General features: G+C 52.9%; 10 protein-coding genes and 1 pseudogene. 2 read left to right on the top strand and 9 right to left on the bottom strand.

What is annotated here, in order from left to right; translation table 11 throughout:
- Window positions 1-143 precede the first annotated feature (143 nt).
- Together HY774_16090 and HY774_16085 are read left to right on the top strand one after the other, a co-directional pair.
- Window positions 144-4454, top strand: a complete 4311-nt coding sequence (locus HY774_16090; protein MBI4750007.1) for a response regulator — start codon at window positions 144-146, stop codon at window positions 4452-4454.
- Window positions 4455-5254: 800 nt separating this feature from the next.
- Window positions 5255-6817, top strand: a complete 1563-nt coding sequence (locus HY774_16085; GenBank protein ID MBI4750006.1) for a replication initiator protein A — start codon at window positions 5255-5257, stop codon at window positions 6815-6817.
- A 213-nt stretch (window positions 6818-7030) separates the two neighbouring features.
- On the opposite strand, the gene HY774_16080 is transcribed toward HY774_16085, so the two are convergent.
- From HY774_16080 to HY774_16040, 9 genes and pseudogenes are all read right to left on the bottom strand, one after another.
- Window positions 7031-7951 carry an alpha/beta hydrolase gene (locus HY774_16080; protein ID MBI4750005.1) on the bottom strand — a complete coding sequence of 307 codons (921 nt, stop codon included), beginning with the start codon at window positions 7949-7951 and terminating at the stop codon, window positions 7031-7033.
- A gap of 179 nt (window positions 7952-8130) precedes the next feature.
- Window positions 8131-10950: an ATP-binding protein gene (locus HY774_16075; protein MBI4750004.1), complete on the bottom strand. Its 2820-nt coding sequence runs from the start codon at window positions 10948-10950 to the stop codon at window positions 8131-8133.
- 186 nt (window positions 10951-11136) lie between these two features.
- Complete coding sequence (locus HY774_16070) at window positions 11137-11322, bottom strand: type II toxin-antitoxin system HicA family toxin (GenBank protein MBI4750003.1); 186 nt, start codon at window positions 11320-11322, stop codon at window positions 11137-11139.
- A gap of 6 nt (window positions 11323-11328) precedes the next feature.
- Window positions 11329-11562 (bottom strand): type II toxin-antitoxin system HicB family antitoxin, encoded by a 234-nt coding sequence (locus HY774_16065; GenBank protein ID MBI4750002.1) that lies wholly within the window; start codon window positions 11560-11562, stop codon window positions 11329-11331.
- Between the two features lie 164 nt (window positions 11563-11726).
- The gene (locus HY774_16060; protein ID MBI4750001.1) at window positions 11727-14840 is read right to left on the bottom strand and encodes a DUF1156 domain-containing protein; all 3114 of its coding nucleotides are present in this window, start codon (window positions 14838-14840) and stop codon (window positions 11727-11729) included.
- Between the two features lie 149 nt (window positions 14841-14989).
- The gene (locus HY774_16055) at window positions 14990-15367 is read right to left on the bottom strand and encodes a GxxExxY protein (GenBank protein ID MBI4750000.1); all 378 of its coding nucleotides are present in this window, start codon (window positions 15365-15367) and stop codon (window positions 14990-14992) included.
- 65 nt (window positions 15368-15432) lie between these two features.
- Window positions 15433-15711 (bottom strand): type II toxin-antitoxin system HicB family antitoxin, encoded by a 279-nt coding sequence (locus HY774_16050; protein ID MBI4749999.1) that lies wholly within the window; start codon window positions 15709-15711, stop codon window positions 15433-15435.
- Window positions 15708-15892: pseudogene (locus HY774_16045) on the bottom strand (type II toxin-antitoxin system HicA family toxin). The gene HY774_16050 and the pseudogene HY774_16045 overlap by 4 nt, the downstream one beginning before the upstream one ends.
- A gap of 65 nt (window positions 15893-15957) precedes the next feature.
- Complete coding sequence (locus HY774_16040) at window positions 15958-19374, bottom strand: DUF3883 domain-containing protein (protein MBI4749998.1); 3417 nt, start codon at window positions 19372-19374, stop codon at window positions 15958-15960.
- Between the last annotated feature and the right edge of the window lie 72 nt (window positions 19375-19446).

Genomic DNA, 19446 nt, shown 5'->3' with positions numbered 1-19446 from the left:
CCAGTCACTCGGAACCCGTCACGTGACCAATGTTCCTTTGGCCTGGGTTAATCAGCCGTCCTCTATTTTTCAGGAACGGGTTGTCGCGGAATGAATGTCGCTTTCATCTTTCCCTGCCCGGGATCGGATCGCAAACACTCGTCATGTTTGAGCAACTCAAAACCGTCACGCTCAGTTTGCTTGGACTTTGCCTGGCTCTTTGCCTGCCCGTGGTTGTGCGCGCGCAGGTCCAAGAACTTCAATTTCAGCGAATCAACCAGGAAGTCGGCCTTTCCAACAACGCGGTTCGGTGTTTTGCGCAGGACCAGGAAGGCTATATCTGGATTGGCACTGAAAGCGGGCTCAACCGCTATAACGGCATTTCCTTCGATGTTTTCCGCCACAAATCCAATGACCCTCATTCACTTGCCTTTGATTTCGTTTCGGCCTTGTATTGTGACCGGAAAGGGAGACTGTGGATTGGAACCTATGAGCAAGGGCTTGATTTATTTGACCCACTGACTGGTTCGTTCAAGCACTATCTGGATGGTGTTTTTCGTGGTCCTTTCCAAAGAAACTCCGTCATTGCCTGCATTACCGAAGACGCATCCGGCAAGCTGTGGATTGGGACTCAACATGGACTGGTTTTATTTGATCCAACCAACCAATCCTTTACCCGATACACATTATTTGACTGGCCGGGCGACAATACGGTGTGCTCAATTGTATTTGATCGGTTTGGGCATACGTGGGTCCGCACCCTGGATCATCTGTTCCTGTTTGATCCGAAAACCGCCCGCTTTCACCATTTGCTCACGAGTCCGATGAAGACCCTGCCCCGTGGAATCAACAATTTGAACACGGATATGGTCTTGCTTGATACCAACCTGTTGTATGTGGCCACGCCAATGGGGTTAATTATTTACGACACCCAAAGCGTCAAGGAACTCAACCGACTGACCAGTGTTGAAAATCAGGCCACCAGTTTAAGCGAAAACGCCACAACCCGGCTGGTACTGGGAGAAAATCAACAGCTCTGGGTTGGAACTTTTTCAAAGGGTCTCAATTGCCTGGATCTAAAAACGAATACCGTCACTCGCTATCAAAGTGATCCCCGAAACGTGAACACTCTGGCAGGCAACAAAATCACCGCCCTCTTTCGAGATCGAACCGGGGTCATCTGGGTGGGTGATCTTCAGTATGGATTGAGTAAATATTCCCCGACGAGCCGTAAATTCCATCTGCTCAAGTATGATCCATTTGGAAAATCGTCACTCAGTAATGGGTTTGTACGTGGTATTCGCGAAGACCAGTCTGGTAATATCTGGATAGCCACTCAGGGGGGAGGAGTTAATTATTACAATCCTGTCACTCGGGAAATTAAAGTTTATTCCAGTCTCAAAAAGGGTTCCGATTCCCTGGCGCTTGATAATGTGTGGGCCGTTTTTGAAAGTTCCGATCATCGAATTTGGGTTGGGACGTATGGGTGCGGATTGAAACTCCTGGATCCTCAGACTGGTGTTTTTACCCAATCCCCGCTGGTTCCACCCGAGGCGGTGGTCACAGCTATTACCCAAACCCGCGACGGAACCTTATGGTTTGGAGCTGAATTTGCCCTCTTCCTGTATCATCCCCAGAATGGGACCATCCAAAAACTGGATACATTTCAGGTTTATAACACCAAATGGGCATCCGAAGTCCAAACAATTTTTGAAGACCGTCAAGGTACCATTTGGATTGGCTATTCAAATGGCCTGGTCCGATTGAAACCAACCCCTGACCAGCCTGTTCCCTACCAGGAAACTCCGTTTCGGATGGATCTGTTTGAGTCAAAAATGGTGACGTATATCACTGAGGACTCAGATGGCTCACTCTGGTTTGCGACCAAGGGGTACGGCGTGTATGGCTTCGACACCTCCGGCCAGCTTGTCACCCACCTTTCTGAAGATAACGGACTCTCCCACAACAATGCCTATGGCGTTGTGATTGACAATCATCATACCCTCTGGATCAGCACGGATGACGGAATCAATCATTACTTTCCAGCCACTCAAAAATTCCGTGTCTATACAATTGAGGATGGTTTGCAAGGCCGTGAATTTAATCGAAAGGCGGTTTTTGCCAGCCCGAATGGAACCATTTATTTTGGTGGAATCAATGGGTTGAACTGGTTCCGGCCAGAAGAAATTCAGGATAACCTGACAGTGCCTCCGGTCTTGATTACTGAAGTTGAAATCGGCGGCCACGCTCAGTCATCGCAAACCCTGACCTATCTTCCCCAGGTTCTGACGCTGCCCTACAATCAAAATTCGTTTACGTTCCACTTTATGGCGCTTGATTATAACGCGCCGGAGCGAAATCAATACGCCTATCAACTCACCAATTTCAATGCGAACTGGATTTCAGCCGGTACCAAGCGAGAAGCGGTGTATACCAACCTGAATCCGGGTGAATACACTTTTCAGGTGAAAGCCGCGAATTCAGATGGAATTTGGAATGAAACTGGCACCTCACTCAAAATCATTATTCTCAAACCTTTCTGGACACGCTGGTGGGCATATACCCTGTATGTGGGTGTGGGGATCAGCCTGCTCTACAGTCTGGTTCGGCTTCGAGTCCAGCATCTCAAGGATCAGAATGAAATTCTTGAGTTGAAAGTCCGCCATCGCACGGCTGAACTGGCCCGGTCAGAAATTGAAATCAAACGCAAAGCTGAAGAGCTGGCCCGGCTGGTTGAACAGTTGCAAACCTCGGAGCAAGTCGCCCACCAGGCCAAAGAAGAAGCCATTGAAGCCAGTCGGGCCAAAAGTACCTTTCTGGCCAATATGAGCCATGAAATCCGGACCCCGCTCAACGGCATCATTGGAATGCTCGATTTACTGCTCAACACCCGCTTGAGCGCCGATCAGCACGAATTTGCTGAAACGGCCCACCACTCGGGGCAAACACTGCTGACGATTATCAGTGACATTCTTGATTTTTCAAAAATTGAGGCCAAAAAACTCGATCTTGAAAAAGTCAGTTTTGAATTGCCTCCGCTGGTTGAGGAAGTTCTGGAACTGCTGGCCATGCAAGCTGATCAAAAACATTTAAACTTGATTTCGTTTGTTTCACCTGATGTTCCAGCCTTTGTCACGGGTGACCCATCCCGGTTGCGCCAGATTTTGACAAACCTGGTTGGCAATGCCATCAAATTTACCCCACGGGGTGAAATTACCCTCGAAGTTTCCCTGCTCCGGGAACCCCCCCTACCGACTGGCCAGCCGGGCGTGGTCCTCAGGTTCCAGGTTACCGACACCGGCATTGGCATCCCCGTCGAAGGCCGCACCCGCCTCTTTCAGCCATTTTCTCAAGCTGATACCTCAATGACTCGCCGCTATGGCGGAACAGGATTGGGGCTCATCATTTGCAAACAACTGATTGAAATGATGGGCGGCACCATCGAAGTCGAAAGTGAACCAGGGAAAGGCTCGACCTTCTGGTTTACCATCCACGTCGGGGTTCCCGAGGCGCCGGTGGATGCTCAAATTCTCCAATTGAAACGGCAAGTGGCCGGAAAACGGCTTTTGATCGTGGATACCAATCCCCGGGTTGGGCATTTTCTATGCCAGCAGGCCCGCGTGTGGGGCATCACCGCCACCTGGACGGACTCGCCACATCAGGCACTGGATCAGATCGAACGTGGGTTTTGGGAAAACGAGCCGTTTGATCTGGTGTTGATGGAATTTGGTCTCCCAGGGATAACCGGACTGGAGCTGGCCGCCCACATTCGGTCCAGACTCGGCCCGGATGCCTGCCGGATGATCCTGATGACCTCAATCAGCCAGCGGCCTGCGGTCAAAGACCTCAAAGCCTCAGACCTGGCCGGAACAATCCTGAAACCAGTCCGGGCCACGGTGCTCTTAAAAACCCTGGTCAACACCATCGAGGCAACCCCAAATCCACAAACCGGATCCCTGTTCATTGTTGAACCGTCATTTGAACCCGGATTGAAAACCTCACCATTACCGTCATTTACCATTCTGGTCGCGGAAGACAATCCCGTGAACCAAAAAGTCGTTCTGCGACAATTGGAACGGCTTGGGTATCAGGCCGATGTGGTTGAAAACGGGCAACAGGCATTGGACGCGCTGCTGAGACAATCCTACGATCTGGTTTTTATGGACTGCCAAATGCCTGAAATGGATGGATTTACAGCAACCATTGAATTTCGCAAACACGAGACGCTCAATCGCCAGTGTTCGCCTTCGATCAAACCCGTTCCGATACTCGCCTTAACCGCCAATGCCCTGGCTGGCGAGCGAGAGCGCTGTCTGGCAGCCGGAATGAATGACTATCTGGCCAAGCCAGTTACCATCGAGCGGTTGCAGGCAAAACTTGAACAATGGCTTACACGGGAAGGCCCTTTGGGCGAACTTTCCACGCCGACAAACCCGATTGAGCCGCCGCGCCGGGAAAAAGAAAAACTCCAGTGACCATCTCATTTGAAAACCTGAAAGAAACCAGCCGAACATCCAGCCCTATTAAAGTGAAACTATTATCAATCAATAGCTTAGCTTGAAAGACCTCAAGTGAGTTTTCAATAAACGAATCCATCCTTTTTCCACCGGGCCTACCTTCAACCAGATTCTCAAACATGGGGGAGTCTCTGGACCAGACTGGTTCAAAGGGGGGCTGTCCCTCCTCTTTCCTGTATTTTTCAAATCAATAATTTGTCATTTTTTTCCAGTTTTTGATCTAAAATGGCATAGCAACTACTGTGCCACTTGAATTTTTCAGGTCAATTCAAACATGGGGGAGTCTCTGGACCAGATGGTATTTTTGTGTTGGGACCACATGGGGGAGTCTCTGGACCAACATGGGGGAGGAGTCTCTGGACCAACATGGGGGAGTCTCTGGACCTCATGGGGGAGTCTCTGGACCAAAATCGCTTTTTTTCGCCCAAACATGGGGGAGTCTCTGGACCAACATGGGGGAGTCTCTGGACCAACATGGGGGAGTCTCTGGACCAACATGGGGGAGTCTCTGGACCGGCACTTCCTGTAAACTATTGATTTTAAATAGTGTTAAGTGCTGTCAAAATCGGAGCAACTGTATTAAAGACTTTTTAAAGACTTTTTAAAGACACAATACAGCGCGTGCGCGCATGTGTGTGTGTGTGTGTGTGTGTGTGTGTAAAAAATTTTTTTTTTTTTCGTTGGTGGGTTACCCTTTCGTCTCCCGAACGCAGATTGCCAGATTTTGAACCTCGACCATTTCACAACCCGAAAGCACCATGACCGACTTTCCCGAATTCACCGACGACCAGATTTCCAGCGATGGCCAATCGCTGATCCGCCCAGAACTCAACCTCGAAAAGTGGCCGGGTATGTGGCGGCCACCAAACTTTCCGAGCAACGTCAAGCGGGTTCTCGAAAAAGAAGTCATCCTGGCCGACGGAAACAAACTCACTGCCCGGGTCACGATCCTGCCCTCGCCGGAACTTGGCACGCTGACCACCGAGGACCAGAAGGCCCTCTACGGGATCATTTTGCTCTGGGAACAACAGGGAAAACCGTCGGAACTGACATTTTCAATTCGCAACTTATTGAAAACACTTGGAAAAACCTATGGTTCACACGAACGCGAAGCCCTGATTGACTCGCTCAAACGGCTCAAGCAGGTCAGCATCACGTGGGAAAATTCGTTCTACGACAAGCAAAAAGGGCGCACCGTGCAGCGGATTGATCTGTTCAACATTTTCTCGCAGGTTACGATCAACACCGAAACCGGCTACCAGACGAAAAAAGAACAGTGCGCCGTGACGTTTGCGCCCCTGATCGACAGCAACCTGCGGCTCAACTACACGCTTCCGACCCGGTTCAAAGTGCTGCTTGGCTTCCGTGGGGGCGTGGCCCAGTTGATCTACAAGTACCTCGAACCGAGGCTATACAAGCAAACCCGCCACGAACGCAAAACCGGCGAATTGCTCCAGGAAATCGGGATCAACTCGGCCCGCTACAAAAAACTTTCCAACCGGGTCAGCCTGATCCAGTCGGCACTGCGCGAGTTGGAGGGCGTTCCAATCCAGGACGGCATCCTGCACATCGTCGTCGAGCCAAGCACCGACGAGCGCGAAGATCACAAACTGGTGGCGCTCAAAAAAGCCCCGACCCCTGGCCAGTTGCTCTCGATTGACCGGTTGTTTGACTCCGTGCTGCTCGAACCCACCGAGCCGTTGCCCTCGCCGGTTGCCGTCTCCTCGCTCGAAAAACCGGTCATCCACATCTCGCCCGACGATCTGGTGCACCTGTTTTTGAAAACTTTCCGCCTGAAGCGAACCCGACCGCTCAAAACCGAGCTGGCACTGGCCGAGCAGTGGGTGGCCGAGTACGAACTCACCCCCGACATTGCCCAGACCGTGATTGATTTTGCCCACGCCGAGTCCCGGCGAACCAATTTTCAAGTCCAGAACCTGGCCGGGATTTCGCAGTACCTCGACGCGGCGCTGGCCTCAAACGCCACACCGGTCGCACCTGTCGGCGATCAGCCCCAGCAAACTTCGTTTCTGTCGTTTGCGGATCCCCCGTCCCAGACGGAGGATGAGAAGGAACAAGCCTACCAAATCCTGAGTTCGCTCCCCCTGGCCGAGCAGGAACACTGGGCCGAGCTGGCCCGCGAGGAGCTCAAGCGCTCAAACAGCGCGGTTTTCAAGCGCATTTCGACCTTTTCCGCCGAAGTTCAACTTGAAACCCTGCTCAGCAACGCCGCCAAATTTTTCACTGGGGAGATACTTGGGCTTAAAACCCGCGTAAAAGCGCCGAAAAAGCCCCGAACGGGTAATGAGTCGTTTTTTTGATTTGAAGTGGCTCCACGGTCAAATAAACGCGATTACGGGGCATTTAGGGATTGGATGGGTGATCGGTTTTCAAGGGTTCAGGGTTCAGGGTTCAGGGTTCAGGGTTCAGGGTTCAGGGTTTGGGGTTCAGGGTTTGGGGTTCAGGGTTCAGGGTATTGACCCTGTTTTCTTCAGCCCCAAGCCCTGAGCCCCAGGATTTTTCAGCTCCAGATTTCAAACCACGTGTCGCTTGACGAATTCCGCCGTGTAGTGGACCGCTTTTTTGCCCTCCGGGAGCAGGCGGTGAAAGATGGGCCAGGCGTGCGGCAACCCGTGCCAGACCTGCAAATCCACGTGAACTCCGGCGGCCTGGGCGCGATGGGCGAGCCGGGTGGAATCGTCGAGCAGGACTTCGGTGCTGCTGGCAAAGAGCAGGAGCGGTGGCAATCCCGTCAGGTCGGCATAGAGCGGCGATGCCAGCGGGTTGGTCGGCGGCGTTTGCCCGAGGTAGATATGTCGCCCTTTGCGAATGGATTCACCGTAAAACATTACATCGTGCGGATCATTCGTGTGGAGTGATTCGCCCGTGGCGGCTAAATCAGTCCAGGGAGAATAACATACTGATGCCGCAGGCAGTGGTAATCCGCGATCACGGGCTGCCAGCATTGTTGCCAGTGTCAATCCCCCGCCGGCTGAGTCACCGGCAATAATCATCTTCTTGTGCGACACACCTTGTTCAAGCAACCACTCATAGCCAGCCAGCGCATCTTCAACCGCGGCTGGAAACGGGTGTTCCGGTGCCAGGCGGTAATCAATGGCAAACGTATCTGAACGAAGTGCTTGTGTGAGTCCAACGGTCAGCGGGCGGTGAGTGGTTGTCGAGCAGGCCATATACCCGCCGCCATGAAGGAAATATAATACTTTATCCGAATGGTGTTCTTTCTTTTTCCATTTCAGCCATTCACCACGGATTGGATGATGATCTTCGTGGGTATGAACCGAAACATGGTGGTGATGTGGCGGTGTCGCAAACCCCGGCATCTGAGACAAAATTGACCGCGCCCGTTTGACGTTGTGGTGCATTTCATCTGAGGGGCGGCGTTTGAGCCGGCTTTTGATAGCAAAACTCAAGAGTGCATTTTGCCAGCTTGGCATAGATTGTTCCCTGGTGCTTTGGTGAATTGAACGAGTGCCGGACAGCATACACGAATCAGGCAATTTTTCACCACAGAGGAACACAGAGAAATCCACAGAGAAATTCAGATTTTTTCTTCATTCTTCATTCTCAATTCTTCATTCTGTATTCCTCTGCGTCCTCTGTGGTGAGATTTGTATTACTCTTCCTCTTCCAATGTGACATCTTCACTGAGACCGAGTTCGCGCAAGGCCGCTTTGGTTTCTTCGATTTGTTGGGTGGAAATTCCTTTTTCGGGTCGAATTTCAATATTGATTGTAACATTAATTCCTTTGCCCGCGACAAAGCGGGTCAACACCTTGGCGTAAAACGAAGTCCATTTCAGAAACGGTACACTGCCGGACCATTTCAGGGCTGATACTCGCTTTTCTTCCGTGCCTCTGGCACCGCTTTCGGTTGATCGTGGCAGGGGGGTGTGACTGGTCGTAAATTCAGGTCGTTCGGCTGGTGTTCGCACGTCGGCTTGAGGGGTAGGTGAAACTGCTGGCGGTGGGGTCAACGGGCCGGTTTTGGCTTTGAGGTAGGCTTCGGCAAGTTCTTTTTTGATAATAAATACATCGTCTGAAAGTTCGATGTCGGCGGGCGTCAGCCTGGTTTGAAACTGGAATGGTTCATAGCGCCCGGCGCCATCCTTGCCGACATAGGCCATCAGCCCACCCAGCACGCCTTTCACAATTGTGTCTTTGATCACTTCCGCTTTGATCAAGCGTGGGAATTGCGGCACGGCGAAAAAGGCATCCCGGACGGCTTTGGTGCTCCATTCGGTAAACGCGGGCGGCCAGTTGCGAACCAAAAAATTAGGGCTGATGGCTTCCTCAATATCGCTTTCGCTTTTGAGCCGACCCACAATCAATTCCAGGATTGAATTGGCGCTGCTCGAATGGATCAACCCCAGGTCTATGTGTCGCAACTGGTTGTTTTTCCCGAGCAGGTAAACATTTTTGTACGACCGCCAGACACATTCGGTCAGGTCGCGTTTGGCTTTACTCAAACTTTCGACCAATTGCCGCCGCTGGCTTTCATCGAGTCGAAGTTCATTACTTTCGCCCTGGATATCCTCCCAGGCCAGCAATTTCCGCGCTTCTTCCTGGAGGGTACTGGTTGAGTCGCACACGCACCAGATCAAGGCGCTTTTGTAGGTTCGCGATGAATTGCCGCTCTCACGGGTCAATGATTCAATCAGCGTGATAGTTCGTTCATTTTGAGAGGAATACTCTGGTGCCAGCACGACCATGGCCAGCACCGGGCGATCAGAAATCTGGTTGCTTTTTTCCGGAAAATAAATTCGATCCACGCCACTTCCTTTGGCGAAAACCGCCCGGATTTCAGTCTGCACCCGTTCCTGAATTTTGGGTGGTTGGACGCTTGCCCGGCGGTCGGCCAGCAGTTTGTTCAGGTTGGGTGACAAACTAAACCGAAACTTTCGTTTGTCGGACGAAAGGTAATAACTCGAACTTTCAAGCGCGTCGAGCACCGTTTCCACGTTTCCGATGTCAAGTTCCGGCTCCGCCACTGCCAGCCGAATTTCAGGCACGGTGCACTGGTCGCCGCTGGTTTGACCGCCGTTGGATTCAAAAAATATCGTGGTGGCGACTTTGCGATGAAGCCGCGCTTTTTTGACCGATTCGACCGCTTCTTTGTCCAATCGAACGGCATGGGCATCCGGTTTGCCGCAAATATCAGTGGTGATTGGGATTTCCAGCCGCGATTCGCCCATTTGTTCAAAGAGCGCCGACCGAAACAGCACATCGTCAAGCGGCGCCGTTCCCAATCCGATCAACGCGTCCTTGTGCCCGCCCTGATAGCCTTCCTGGTAGGTTTTTGAAACCCACAATGCCAGCAAGCGCAAGATACCCCGTGTGCGCTGAAATCGTGGCAGCGATTGCCATTTGCGTTCAAACACCGACAGCACCATCGGGTGAAACGGGAAGGTGGCGGCAAACTCGGCCCGTGCCTGATCGGCTGGAAACCACGCCGGAAGCTGGGCTTTGTGCTGGAGCACCCAATCGGCATATTCAGAACAGGTGGCGAGTGCATCGCGGGTGAGCAGCGGTTTGCCGTCCTGTCCGACCTGACCTGGGTCAAATTCAAAGAGCCGGCGGCGAATAATCTCCGAGGTTTCTTTTTCCGCCGAAATCATGACGGCTTTGCCGATTCGGTCGAGCAGCTTTTTGAGTCGTTCGTAATCAAGCTGGTCTTCGGCGGTCATTTCGAGTTCGGACGCCGGAATGGAAACCGCCAGCACCACGTTGTCACGGGCACGGGCTTCTTCGGAAAAGTTTTGGAGGAACAGGTAAAACTGCGAGGTAATGTCTTGTTTTCGCCACCGGCAGATGTAGTTCATCAATTCATCCATCAGAATGATGCAGGGGCCGGGCGGGAGGAATTTGCGAATGACATCGCCGCCGGGGGCAATGTTTTGCCGGTCGTGTTCGGCCACGACGGCAAAGGCAGCTTCGCCGCCCAACTGGAAGGCAATTTCGCCCCAGGCGGTGCGGCGATGGGGTGTTCCGTCGGTGCCTCCGCGCCCGTCAATGGCGTCAAACTCGGTGCCGACAAACACGGCCACCGCTGCCTGGGGCACGCTGGAAATTCCGGCCTGGTCAAGCAGTTTCCGGACGCCGACCCAGCCGTTGGCCGCCGGTCCGTGTTTAGCCAGGTGATAGAGCAGCGTCAACGAGTGCGTTTTGCCGCCGCCAAACTGCGTGGCCATATTAAACACGGCTGAAGTTTCGGTGCGCTCGCCTGACAATCGTCGAATGACTTCGCTGGCCAGTCCGGTGAGGTTGGTCGTCAGGAAGGTCCGCTCGAAAAACCGTTCCGGGTCCTGGTAATCCACCGGGGCGCGGCGGTCTCGAATCTGATCAAGGTGGACGGCAAATTCCGACGCATCAAGTGGTTTTCCCGTGCGCAAATCTTCGCGTGGCGTGACGACTTTGTACCAGGGTTTGAGAGGCATGCTTGGTGACTCCGAAAGTTGGTTGGATTGTCAAAATTTTTTCACCACAGAGGACGCAGAGGAACACAGAGGAAAACCAAAAACCAAAAATTTCTTCATTCTTCATTCTGTATTTCTCTTGTATTCCTCTGTGTTCCTCTGCGTCCTCTGTGGTGAAGGATTGATGGATTCTGGCTCAAATAAAACTTATGGTTTCGGAATTCCCAAATCATCACAGATTTTGAAAGCCAGATATTTCTTTAATGTGCGATGTCTTGGCACTGATGAAAACGTGCCTTTGTTGGGATTGTGATAAATGGTGTGTTTGGCACCCTCGCGCCAGAAAACACAACCATGAGCTTCAAGATGACGGATGAGGTCATTGCGATTCATATAAAATCAAGCTACACGAAGAGTTACCTGTTCACGGGTAACATTGGAATGTGTTGCGAGTTTCTGGTTTGCAAGGTCTCGGTTTGCATCCAAAATCATTTCCACCGCCTCCGCCAGGTTTTCACGGCATTCCTCCAGCGTTTCTCCTTGGGTGTTGGCTCCTGGAAGTTCCGCAATGTAGCCGATAAAACCGCCTTCTTCAGCCGGTTCGAAGATGGCTGTCAGTGTAATTTCTTTCATCATTGGTTTTCCCTCCTGTTTTTTCAGTTTGAAATGTTGGCACGGATGGATTCTTTTCACCACAGAGGAATACAGAATGAAGAATTGAGAATGAAGAATGAAGAAATTTTTGGTTTTTGGTTTTCGTCTGTGTTCCTGCGGCGTCCTCTGTGGTGGAAAATGTATTAAAACCCGAGGCCCTTCTTGCGGGCGAGGACGCCGTCTACCCAGCGTTTTTCGTCCGTGCACGAAGGGTAGAGCGCCGAAAGTGCCTGTGCCAGCCGCCAGAAGCGTTCGTCACCCGCACCTTCGACCACGAGGAAGGTTTTCAACGCTTCGCTGCGTCCGGCGGCAAACAAAATCATGCTCTGATGGATGCGATCCAACACCGTTTCGCCCAGCTTCGGCGCGTTTTTGTCACCCCAGCCGCCATCGGTGGTTTCGACGGATTCAAGTTCCTCAAAAAAGCTGCGTTGCGGCTGTTTCTTTTTGGCTTTGGTCGGAGTGGTCGCTTCGTCTTTGCCAAACAGGGCTTTGGTGCGTTCTGAAACTGGCAGGAGTCGCGCCTTGTTGCCTTTGACTTCGACAAGCGTGGTCAACCGTTCGAGATGGGCGCCGAGTCCCTGGGCGATTTTGCGGGCGGTATCATACTCCAGCGTAAACCCGGAGAGCTTCACGGCTTTCCCACTGTCTTCGTCATCACTTTCCACTTCTTCAACGGCTTCCTCCTCAGTTCCCTGACCCCCGACCCCTGACCCCTGACCCCCAGAATTGAGCGTCCAGAGCCACATTGCCGTCAGCCGGGCGTCTTCTTCAAACCCGGAGGTATCGGCGCCCGCAAAGACGAGCGTGAGGGCGGCGCGGGAAACGGCGGCCCAGACGTGTTCCAGATATTCGCGGAGTGTGACCTGATCGCCGTTGGCGCGTTCGACCCGGCTATAGCGCGAAAAAATCTCCAGCGCCGGGCCCAAACAGGCAAAAATGGCGTCGGCGCCGACGACGCCTTCCTGGGCGAGTCGCGGCAGCCAGGCGTTGATGCGCTGGGGGAGTTCCTGCAACACGTCGCGCCAGTCGCCGATGGTTTCGATGAGTGAGCCGTCGGGGTTTTCACGTGGGCGGCAGACGATGTGGACCGATGAGGCCAGCGCGGCGGAATCTTGAGCACGCAGTCGAACTGACCGTTCTGTATCAATTGGCCAGGAGCCGGTCATGGTCCATCCGGCGTCAACCATGGCCTGCAACTGGGCTTCCCAGCCAGAAGTGGATTTGTGTGCAAAAACAACCACGCCAATACCAGATGGCTGTACAATTCGTCTTCCTTCAGCCATTGCTTGCTGCATTGTTCGAGTGAAAAAAGCAAAATCCTTGTTTTTTGAAGGATCAACAATGCATTCATCAGTTTTAGGTGTAAGTTCATCCTGAAAATTATTTGCCACAGATTCTGGTAAAGCTCTTTTTAGCCATACATAAAAGAAATCAGAAAGATCAGCATAGGGGACAGCGTCTGTATATGGGGGGTCACTTATAAAGCTATGGGCAACATCGTCAGGTAAAGGATGGACAGTGGCATTTGCTTGCTCAATTACTCCTCCTATGTGGTTACATAGGTTTTCTGTCTCAATAACAGCAAGAATCCAATTGATTGCACCTAAAAAATTTCCACCACTTGAACTAATTGTATTTGGCTCACAAAAATCCCAAGAAATGGGCAAAGCTTGTCTTACAAAGGTATGTGAAACTGCCTGTAGCGTTGGTAACCAAGTAACTAAAGAACATTGTTGATCAGCATGCCTGTTAACCGCCATTGCCAAACATGTCTGCACCGCATCGCCTAAACCTCTGTGTTCCTCTGTGTCCTCTGTGGTGAATTTTTCCGCAATGCCGCGCACCAACCTGGCCAGCGTTGTCAGAGCCAGCAATTGTCGGGTGGAAAATAAATCTCTCCATTGTTCCATTCCATACAATTGGACTCGAAAACCAAGAGTTCCTTGTGGAGGTAGCGGTTCGTGTGGTGTCAGTGACCAATCCAGAGTTTCAGCAGTTTTTTTCACCGCTTCTAAATCGCGTTCGGTAGGCAAACGGTAGAACCGTCCTTGCTCGCCGGGGCGGGTCGTGACGACGCAAAACAGGCGGGCGTCGTTGGCGCCTCCGCGACGGGCTTTGAGTTGTTTGCGAACCGCAGCCACCGGCGTGGTGTAGCCGCACACCGGGCACGTCGCCGAACCGCGCTTGACCGTTCCAGCGTCGAACGAAAAGTTCAGAGTATCGCCTTTAGGCGAGAAAGAGTCTTCCGTACAACCACTCTCGCCTGAAGGCGATACTCTAAACTCAACCCTCTCGCCTGAAGGCGATACTCTAAACTCAACCCTCTCGCCTGAAGGCGATACTCTGAACTTTTCAACAATGGCAAAGTCCACGCGTTTCGCCTCGTGATTGGGAATGATTCGCAATCCAACCTTCCGATTGTCTTTTTTCGCCAGCCACAGCGAACGCATCAGCGGGATTTCCGCGCCGCAGCCTGGTCCTTCGCACTGCACCGTTCGCGCCCACAGGTAGGCAATCGGCGTCGCGCCATCCGGGTCTTTTGGGTAAAACTCGGCCAGTTCCTTTTCGGCTTCGTGCTTGATCCAGGCGCCCCAGGTGCGAACTTCATCCGCCAGCCGCTGGCCATATTTCGGGATGTATTCGAGCACGACTTTGTTGAGCAGCACCGCCACCGGGTTCAAATCCGAAGCAAACGCATCGGCACCGACGCGCAGGGCTTCGAGAGGAATCGAACCGCCGCCCGCAAACGGATCAACCACCAGCGGTCGCGTGCCGGGCGTGCCGCCGAGGGCTTCGTGGGCGGCCTGGGTCAGCGTGCGCGCCGTTTCCAAAAAGTCGGGATTGGTGGCGGCGTCCCAGTTGGCAAATTCGGCGATGAAATCAAGCAACCTGTAGCGCAACTCTCCCCAGCAGCCAGGGTTATCGGCCTTGAGCGTCGAGGCGGTGGTGCGATTCCAGTGCTTCCACGACGGCTGACACAGCGCCTGGAGCGTTTTTTCAGTTCGTACCTTGTCGGCAAAATCAACCAGAACCTTCGAAGCGACATCGCGAAAGGCTTGTGGACAGACGGCGTCTTCCGGATCTGGCCACAGCGCCGCGCAAATCACCGCCCGGCACGCCGCCAGCGGACGCCGCGCCCACCAGATGTGGAGTGTCGAAATGTGCCCGTGCCGGATGGATTTCTCACGGCGAGCGTGTTCGGAAATGCGACGAATCGGGAGGTCAACTTCAATCAGACGTTTGGGATAGGACATTTTTTTTCACCACAGGGGACACCACGGGAATACAGATTTTTTTCACCACAGAGGACGCAGAGGAACACAGAGGAATACAGAGAATACAAAAAACACAGAGAATACAGAGAATACAAAAAATACAGAGAATACAGGGAAAATTCGAAAGATCAGGTCTTTTTGACAAAGCGTTTGATACCGTCGCGCAGGTGCGGGACATTGAAATTGATCAACAACCCAATCGGTTTCCCGCTCAGTTTAAGGTAGGTCAGGATTTGAGCGTGATGGATTGGCAGAACGGCTTCAACGGCTTTGAGTTCTACAATAACCGTATTCTCCACCAGTAAGTCAAGGCGGAAACCGGCATCAATTTTGATTTCGTCATACAGAACCGGAACTTCGACCTGGGCTTGAGCTTCCAGACCGCGTTTGTGGAGTTCGTAGAGCAGGCATTTTTCATAGGCACTTTCCAGCAGCCCAGGCCCAAGCTGCGAATGAACTTTCATGGCGGCATCCACAATCGCCCCGCTGATTTCATTATTGGTCATGGCTTTTCCTCCTCTCTTCTCTGCTTTCCTCTGTGTTCCTGCGGTGTCCTCTGTGGTGAAAAAAATCAAGCGACAGCGGCATGACGTTCGGTTTCGATTTCAATGAAACCAGCAAAGTCAAACGGGAACTGTTGGAACAGGGCATCTACGTCAATTGGTGTGGGTTCAGGAAGTTCATTGCCGCTTTCCAAAAGCCCTTCGAAATGAAATTCCAACGCTTCACGCGCCTGATTGCGAGTGGCTTCAAGGGTTTTTCCAGTGACGGCACACCCACCAACCTGGGGAAAATAAGCCGACCAGTTTCGATCTGCTTTTTCATAGATCACAAGAAATTTTTTCCTCATTTCAAACCTGCTTTCTTCAAAATGTCATTGAGCGTTCCCTGTTTCATGTCTTGAGAGGGTGCGCCGCTTACTGTAATCACATTCTTGTTTGTCGTGTGTTTGAATTGACGTGACTACCTCGCATGCGGGCAAGTTGCCAGCCGTTGGATTCAAGCAATTTTATTACATCGCGAACTTTCATGATTGATCCTTTGATTTTACTGCGGCCACCCTGCGGCGAAAACCCTGAACCCTGAACCCTGAACCCTAATCCGCGTCCTCTGTGGTGAAAATTGTTTTGGCATCTAAAGAGAAGTGCTCGACTTTGACCACCGGTTTCCAGGCAAGCTGCGCCGGGTTTTGAAGCAGGTGAATCTCAGGCTGGGCCGCGCAGTTGTACACCACATAGAGCCAGTAATCGTCTTTGAGCCGTTTCGCCGTGTGGTATTCGTTGGACGTCAGCGCAATGTCGCCGATGGCGGCACGGCCTTTGACTTCGATAAAGCGGGCTTCGAGGCAGGTTTTGAGGTCGTCGGGGTCAAACCTTCGCGAAATCAGGTCAAAGCCTTTGTTCTCGCTTTCGACGCTCTGAACCGTCCAGCCGCGTGCGGCTTCAAACGCGGTCACGGCCTCGACCGCGATGCGTTCGATTTCTTCATCCCGAACCATGGGCGCAATTTCCGGCGCGGTGCGTTCCGGATGCGGCACCACCCAGGCCGAAGCCAGGAATTTGACTTCGCCGATGACACAGTGGGCTTCCTGGGCCAGTTCTTTTTGGCGGGTTTCAAGCCGTCGGTTGAGTTCGTCAATCCGGTCGGTGACCTGTTTGAGGTTGGGGGCCAGCATCGGCGAATTTTCATCCTGAGCCTGGAGTTCCATCAGCTTGCCGTACTGGAGGTTCTGCTTGTCAATCAGCGTTGTCAAACTGATTTCGACGTGCTCGGAAATGATGGCAATTTCACGTTTTCGCCGGGTTGACACTTCTTCGAGCAGTGGTTGGAGGGCATTGCCGATCAGAAAGCCTTCGGTTGTGTCGCGGCCCGGCAGGTGGTCAAGCACCGGGGCTGGTGTCCCTTTTGGTGCCAGTGCCAGATCCAGAAACAGCGTTGGTTGTTTGATCGTCATCTGGCCTGACACTTCGACCTGAACCGCAAACAGGCAGCGGTGATGGATGTGGCCCCGGCCATCCTGTATTGCCGCCGAAAACACGTCGAGGCGATAGGGCGACCCGGCATTCAAATCAAAAAAGACGGTGCCCTGCTTCAAATCCGGACGGGTCAAATCCACCATGTATTCGCGAACGGCTTCAAAGAGCGGATGCCCCGGCGTGACCCATTCGAGCGTGGCGTCCTTTTCGAGAATCTTTTTGTCAAACGTGATCTGTTTGTATTCACGACCGACTTTGCCAAAGCGCGATTCCAGGCGATCACCGACCAGAACCACTGGCTGCGGAATCCGTCCCAGCCGGTAAATTTGGGATTTGACTTTGGTCTCACGCGGGTGCAGCCCCAAAATCGGCGCCGACTTGATGAAGAAATCTTCGATGACTTCGGGAATCAACCGACGTTCGCGGGCTTCAGTGGTGCGGCCAATCAGCGCCGACAGGTTCAGTTCCTTTTTGGCCAGCCCTTCCAGCGTTGAACCGGTGATGCGGCGGAAGCGTTCGACGTCAACTTCCTGGATGATGCGGTCGGTAATCGCCTGTTCGGTCCGGCTGCGGGCATACATTTCGCGAAACATCTTTTCAAGTCGCGTGGCCGGAAAGACTTCGCCCACGACGTCAAAGACCTGATCGGTGCCGAGTTCGGCGCGGATTTCACGCAGCTTGTCGAGCAACTTGGCCAGCACGCGGCCTTCGCGGGTGTTGGTTGCGACAAAGTTGAAGATCAAACAGTCTTTTTCCTGGCCATAGCGATGAATGCGCCCCATGCGCTGTTCGAGCCGCACCGGATTCCAGGGAATATCATAGTTGATCAAATACCAGCAAAACTGGAGGTTGATGCCTTCGCCCGCTGCTTCGGTCGCCACCAGCACCTGGCAGGTCTCGCGAAATTCGCGCTCGGCATAGATGCGTGTGCCGGGCGTGTCGCGGTCCCCGACTTTCATTCCACCGTGAATCTGCGTCACCGTCAGCCCCCATTCCCGGAGTTTGGTCACCAGATAATCAAGCGTGTCTTTGTGCTCGGTGAAGAGCAGGAGCTTCATTTTCGGATCGCGAAAGATGCCTTGCTCAACGATTTGTTCGCGGAGCTTGCGGAGTTTTGATTCCGCCTGCCGGTGTTCAAGCTGATTGGCCTGGTCAATCAGGCGCCCCAGCCGCTGGATTTCCTCGCGGAGCGCCGTCGGGTCAATCGTGGCGACGACTTCTTCGAGGTCATCCAGGATGCGCTGCTGATCTGATTCTTCCAATTCATCAAAATTTTCAGGCATCTTTTTGGCGATTTGTTCCTGGCGGTACTTTCCTGGATTCTGCAGGATGTCCTGGCGTTTTTTCTGCATTCGCTGAAGGCTGCTCCGCACGGCATTGATGCTGGAGGCAAACCGGCGCTGGAGCATTGCCATCGTGAACGTGAGCGCCCGTCCACGCGCCGAATCGTCCACCGACGCTTTGGCCGACTGGTCTTCGACATACTCGGTCAGATCGAGATAGAACCCAAGTTCATCAGCATCAATTTGAAAGCCGATGGTCTCGACATTGCGCCGGGTATAGAGCTTTTTGGGCTTGCCGGTTTCAGGGTCCGGAAACGTTTGCAGGATTTCCTTGGTCCGGCGCAGGTAAAACGGCGCGCTGCTGCGCTCCATGGCGTGTTCGAGGCTCTTAATGTCGCCATACACCTCTTTGTCGAGCAATTCCAGAAACAGCCGGAAGTTGTCGGGGTCGCCTTTGTGCGGCGTGGCCGTCATCAGCAACAGATGGTCGGTGCGGTTCTGCAGGGCTTCGCCCAGTTTGTACGCCAGCGTCTTTTTATCGCTGCTATAGGCGCTCATTTTGTGGGCTTCGTCCACAATCACCAGATCCCAGTCAGACCGGAGCAGGCTGTCTTTGGCGTCTTCGATTACCGAGGCCCACGAAATCGAGGCAATCACCTGATCTTTTTCCTGCCAGGGGTTGGAACCATAATTGAGCCGGAGCACATCGCCCTTGATAATCTGGAAGTCTTCGCGGAACTTGTCGCGCATTTCGCGTTGCCATTGAAAGGTCAGGTTGGCGGGCGTGAGGATCAAAATTCGCTTGATCAACCCTCTGATTTTTAATTCCTTGATGAGCAGCCCGGCCATAATCGTCTTTCCAGCGCCAGGGTCGTCAGCGAGTAAAAACCGAATGCGGGGCAGCTTGAGAAAATAGTCATACACGGCTTCCAACTGGTGCGGCAGTGGGTCAACGCGGGCAATCGAGAGCGAAAAGAACGGGTCGTATTCATAGGCCAGCCCGATGCGCAGGGCCTCGATCCCCAGCCGAAACCGGTGCGGGTCGCCGTCAAAGAGGGCTGTTTCGGGCGAACCCGTGAGCATGGCAACCTGTTCGGCATTTAAGATCGGTTCGTGGACTTTGCCGCTCTTGACGCCTTTCCCAATCAGCTTCACCTGGGTTGGAGTGATCGGAATGGTAGTGATGATTTCAACCGGTTCATCAAAAAGCGGGCCAGTGACGATGACTTTGGGTTTGAGTTTGTCAAAGGTCATATCAGATAGGGTTCAGAGAAAAAAGCAGGTCGAATTCTTTACCACAGAGGACGCAGAGGAACACAGAGGAAA

Source organism: Acidobacteriota bacterium (genome assembly GCA_016208495.1).
Lineage (GTDB): Bacteria > Acidobacteriota > Blastocatellia > Chloracidobacteriales > Chloracidobacteriaceae > JACQXX01.
The sequence above is the reverse complement of the archived record's forward strand: the minus strand, read 5'-3'. Positions and strand labels throughout refer to the sequence as shown.

Excerpts from the sequence above, each read along its gene's own strand:
- HY774_16050 (MBI4749999.1), bottom strand. The coding sequence starts at position 15,711 with ATGAGGAAAAAATTTCTTGTGATCTATGAAAAAGCAGATCGAAACTGG.
- HY774_16080 (MBI4750005.1), bottom strand. The coding sequence starts at position 7,951 with ATGCCAAGCTGGCAAAATGCACTCTTGAGTTTTGCTATCAAAAGCCGG.
- HY774_16055 (MBI4750000.1), bottom strand. The coding sequence starts at position 15,367 with ATGACCAATAATGAAATCAGCGGGGCGATTGTGGATGCCGCCATGAAA.
- HY774_16075 (MBI4750004.1), bottom strand. The coding sequence starts at position 10,950 with ATGCCTCTCAAACCCTGGTACAAAGTCGTCACGCCACGCGAAGATTTG.
- HY774_16060 (MBI4750001.1), bottom strand. The coding sequence starts at position 14,840 with ATGTCCTATCCCAAACGTCTGATTGAAGTTGACCTCCCGATTCGTCGC.
- HY774_16040 (MBI4749998.1), bottom strand. The coding sequence starts at position 19,374 with ATGACCTTTGACAAACTCAAACCCAAAGTCATCGTCACTGGCCCGCTT.
- HY774_16065 (MBI4750002.1), bottom strand. The coding sequence starts at position 11,562 with ATGAAAGAAATTACACTGACAGCCATCTTCGAACCGGCTGAAGAAGGC.
- HY774_16085 (MBI4750006.1), top strand. The coding sequence starts at position 5,255 with ATGACCGACTTTCCCGAATTCACCGACGACCAGATTTCCAGCGATGGC.
- HY774_16090 (MBI4750007.1), top strand. The coding sequence starts at position 144 with ATGTTTGAGCAACTCAAAACCGTCACGCTCAGTTTGCTTGGACTTTGC.
- HY774_16070 (MBI4750003.1), bottom strand. The coding sequence starts at position 11,322 with ATGAATCGCAATGACCTCATCCGTCATCTTGAAGCTCATGGTTGTGTT.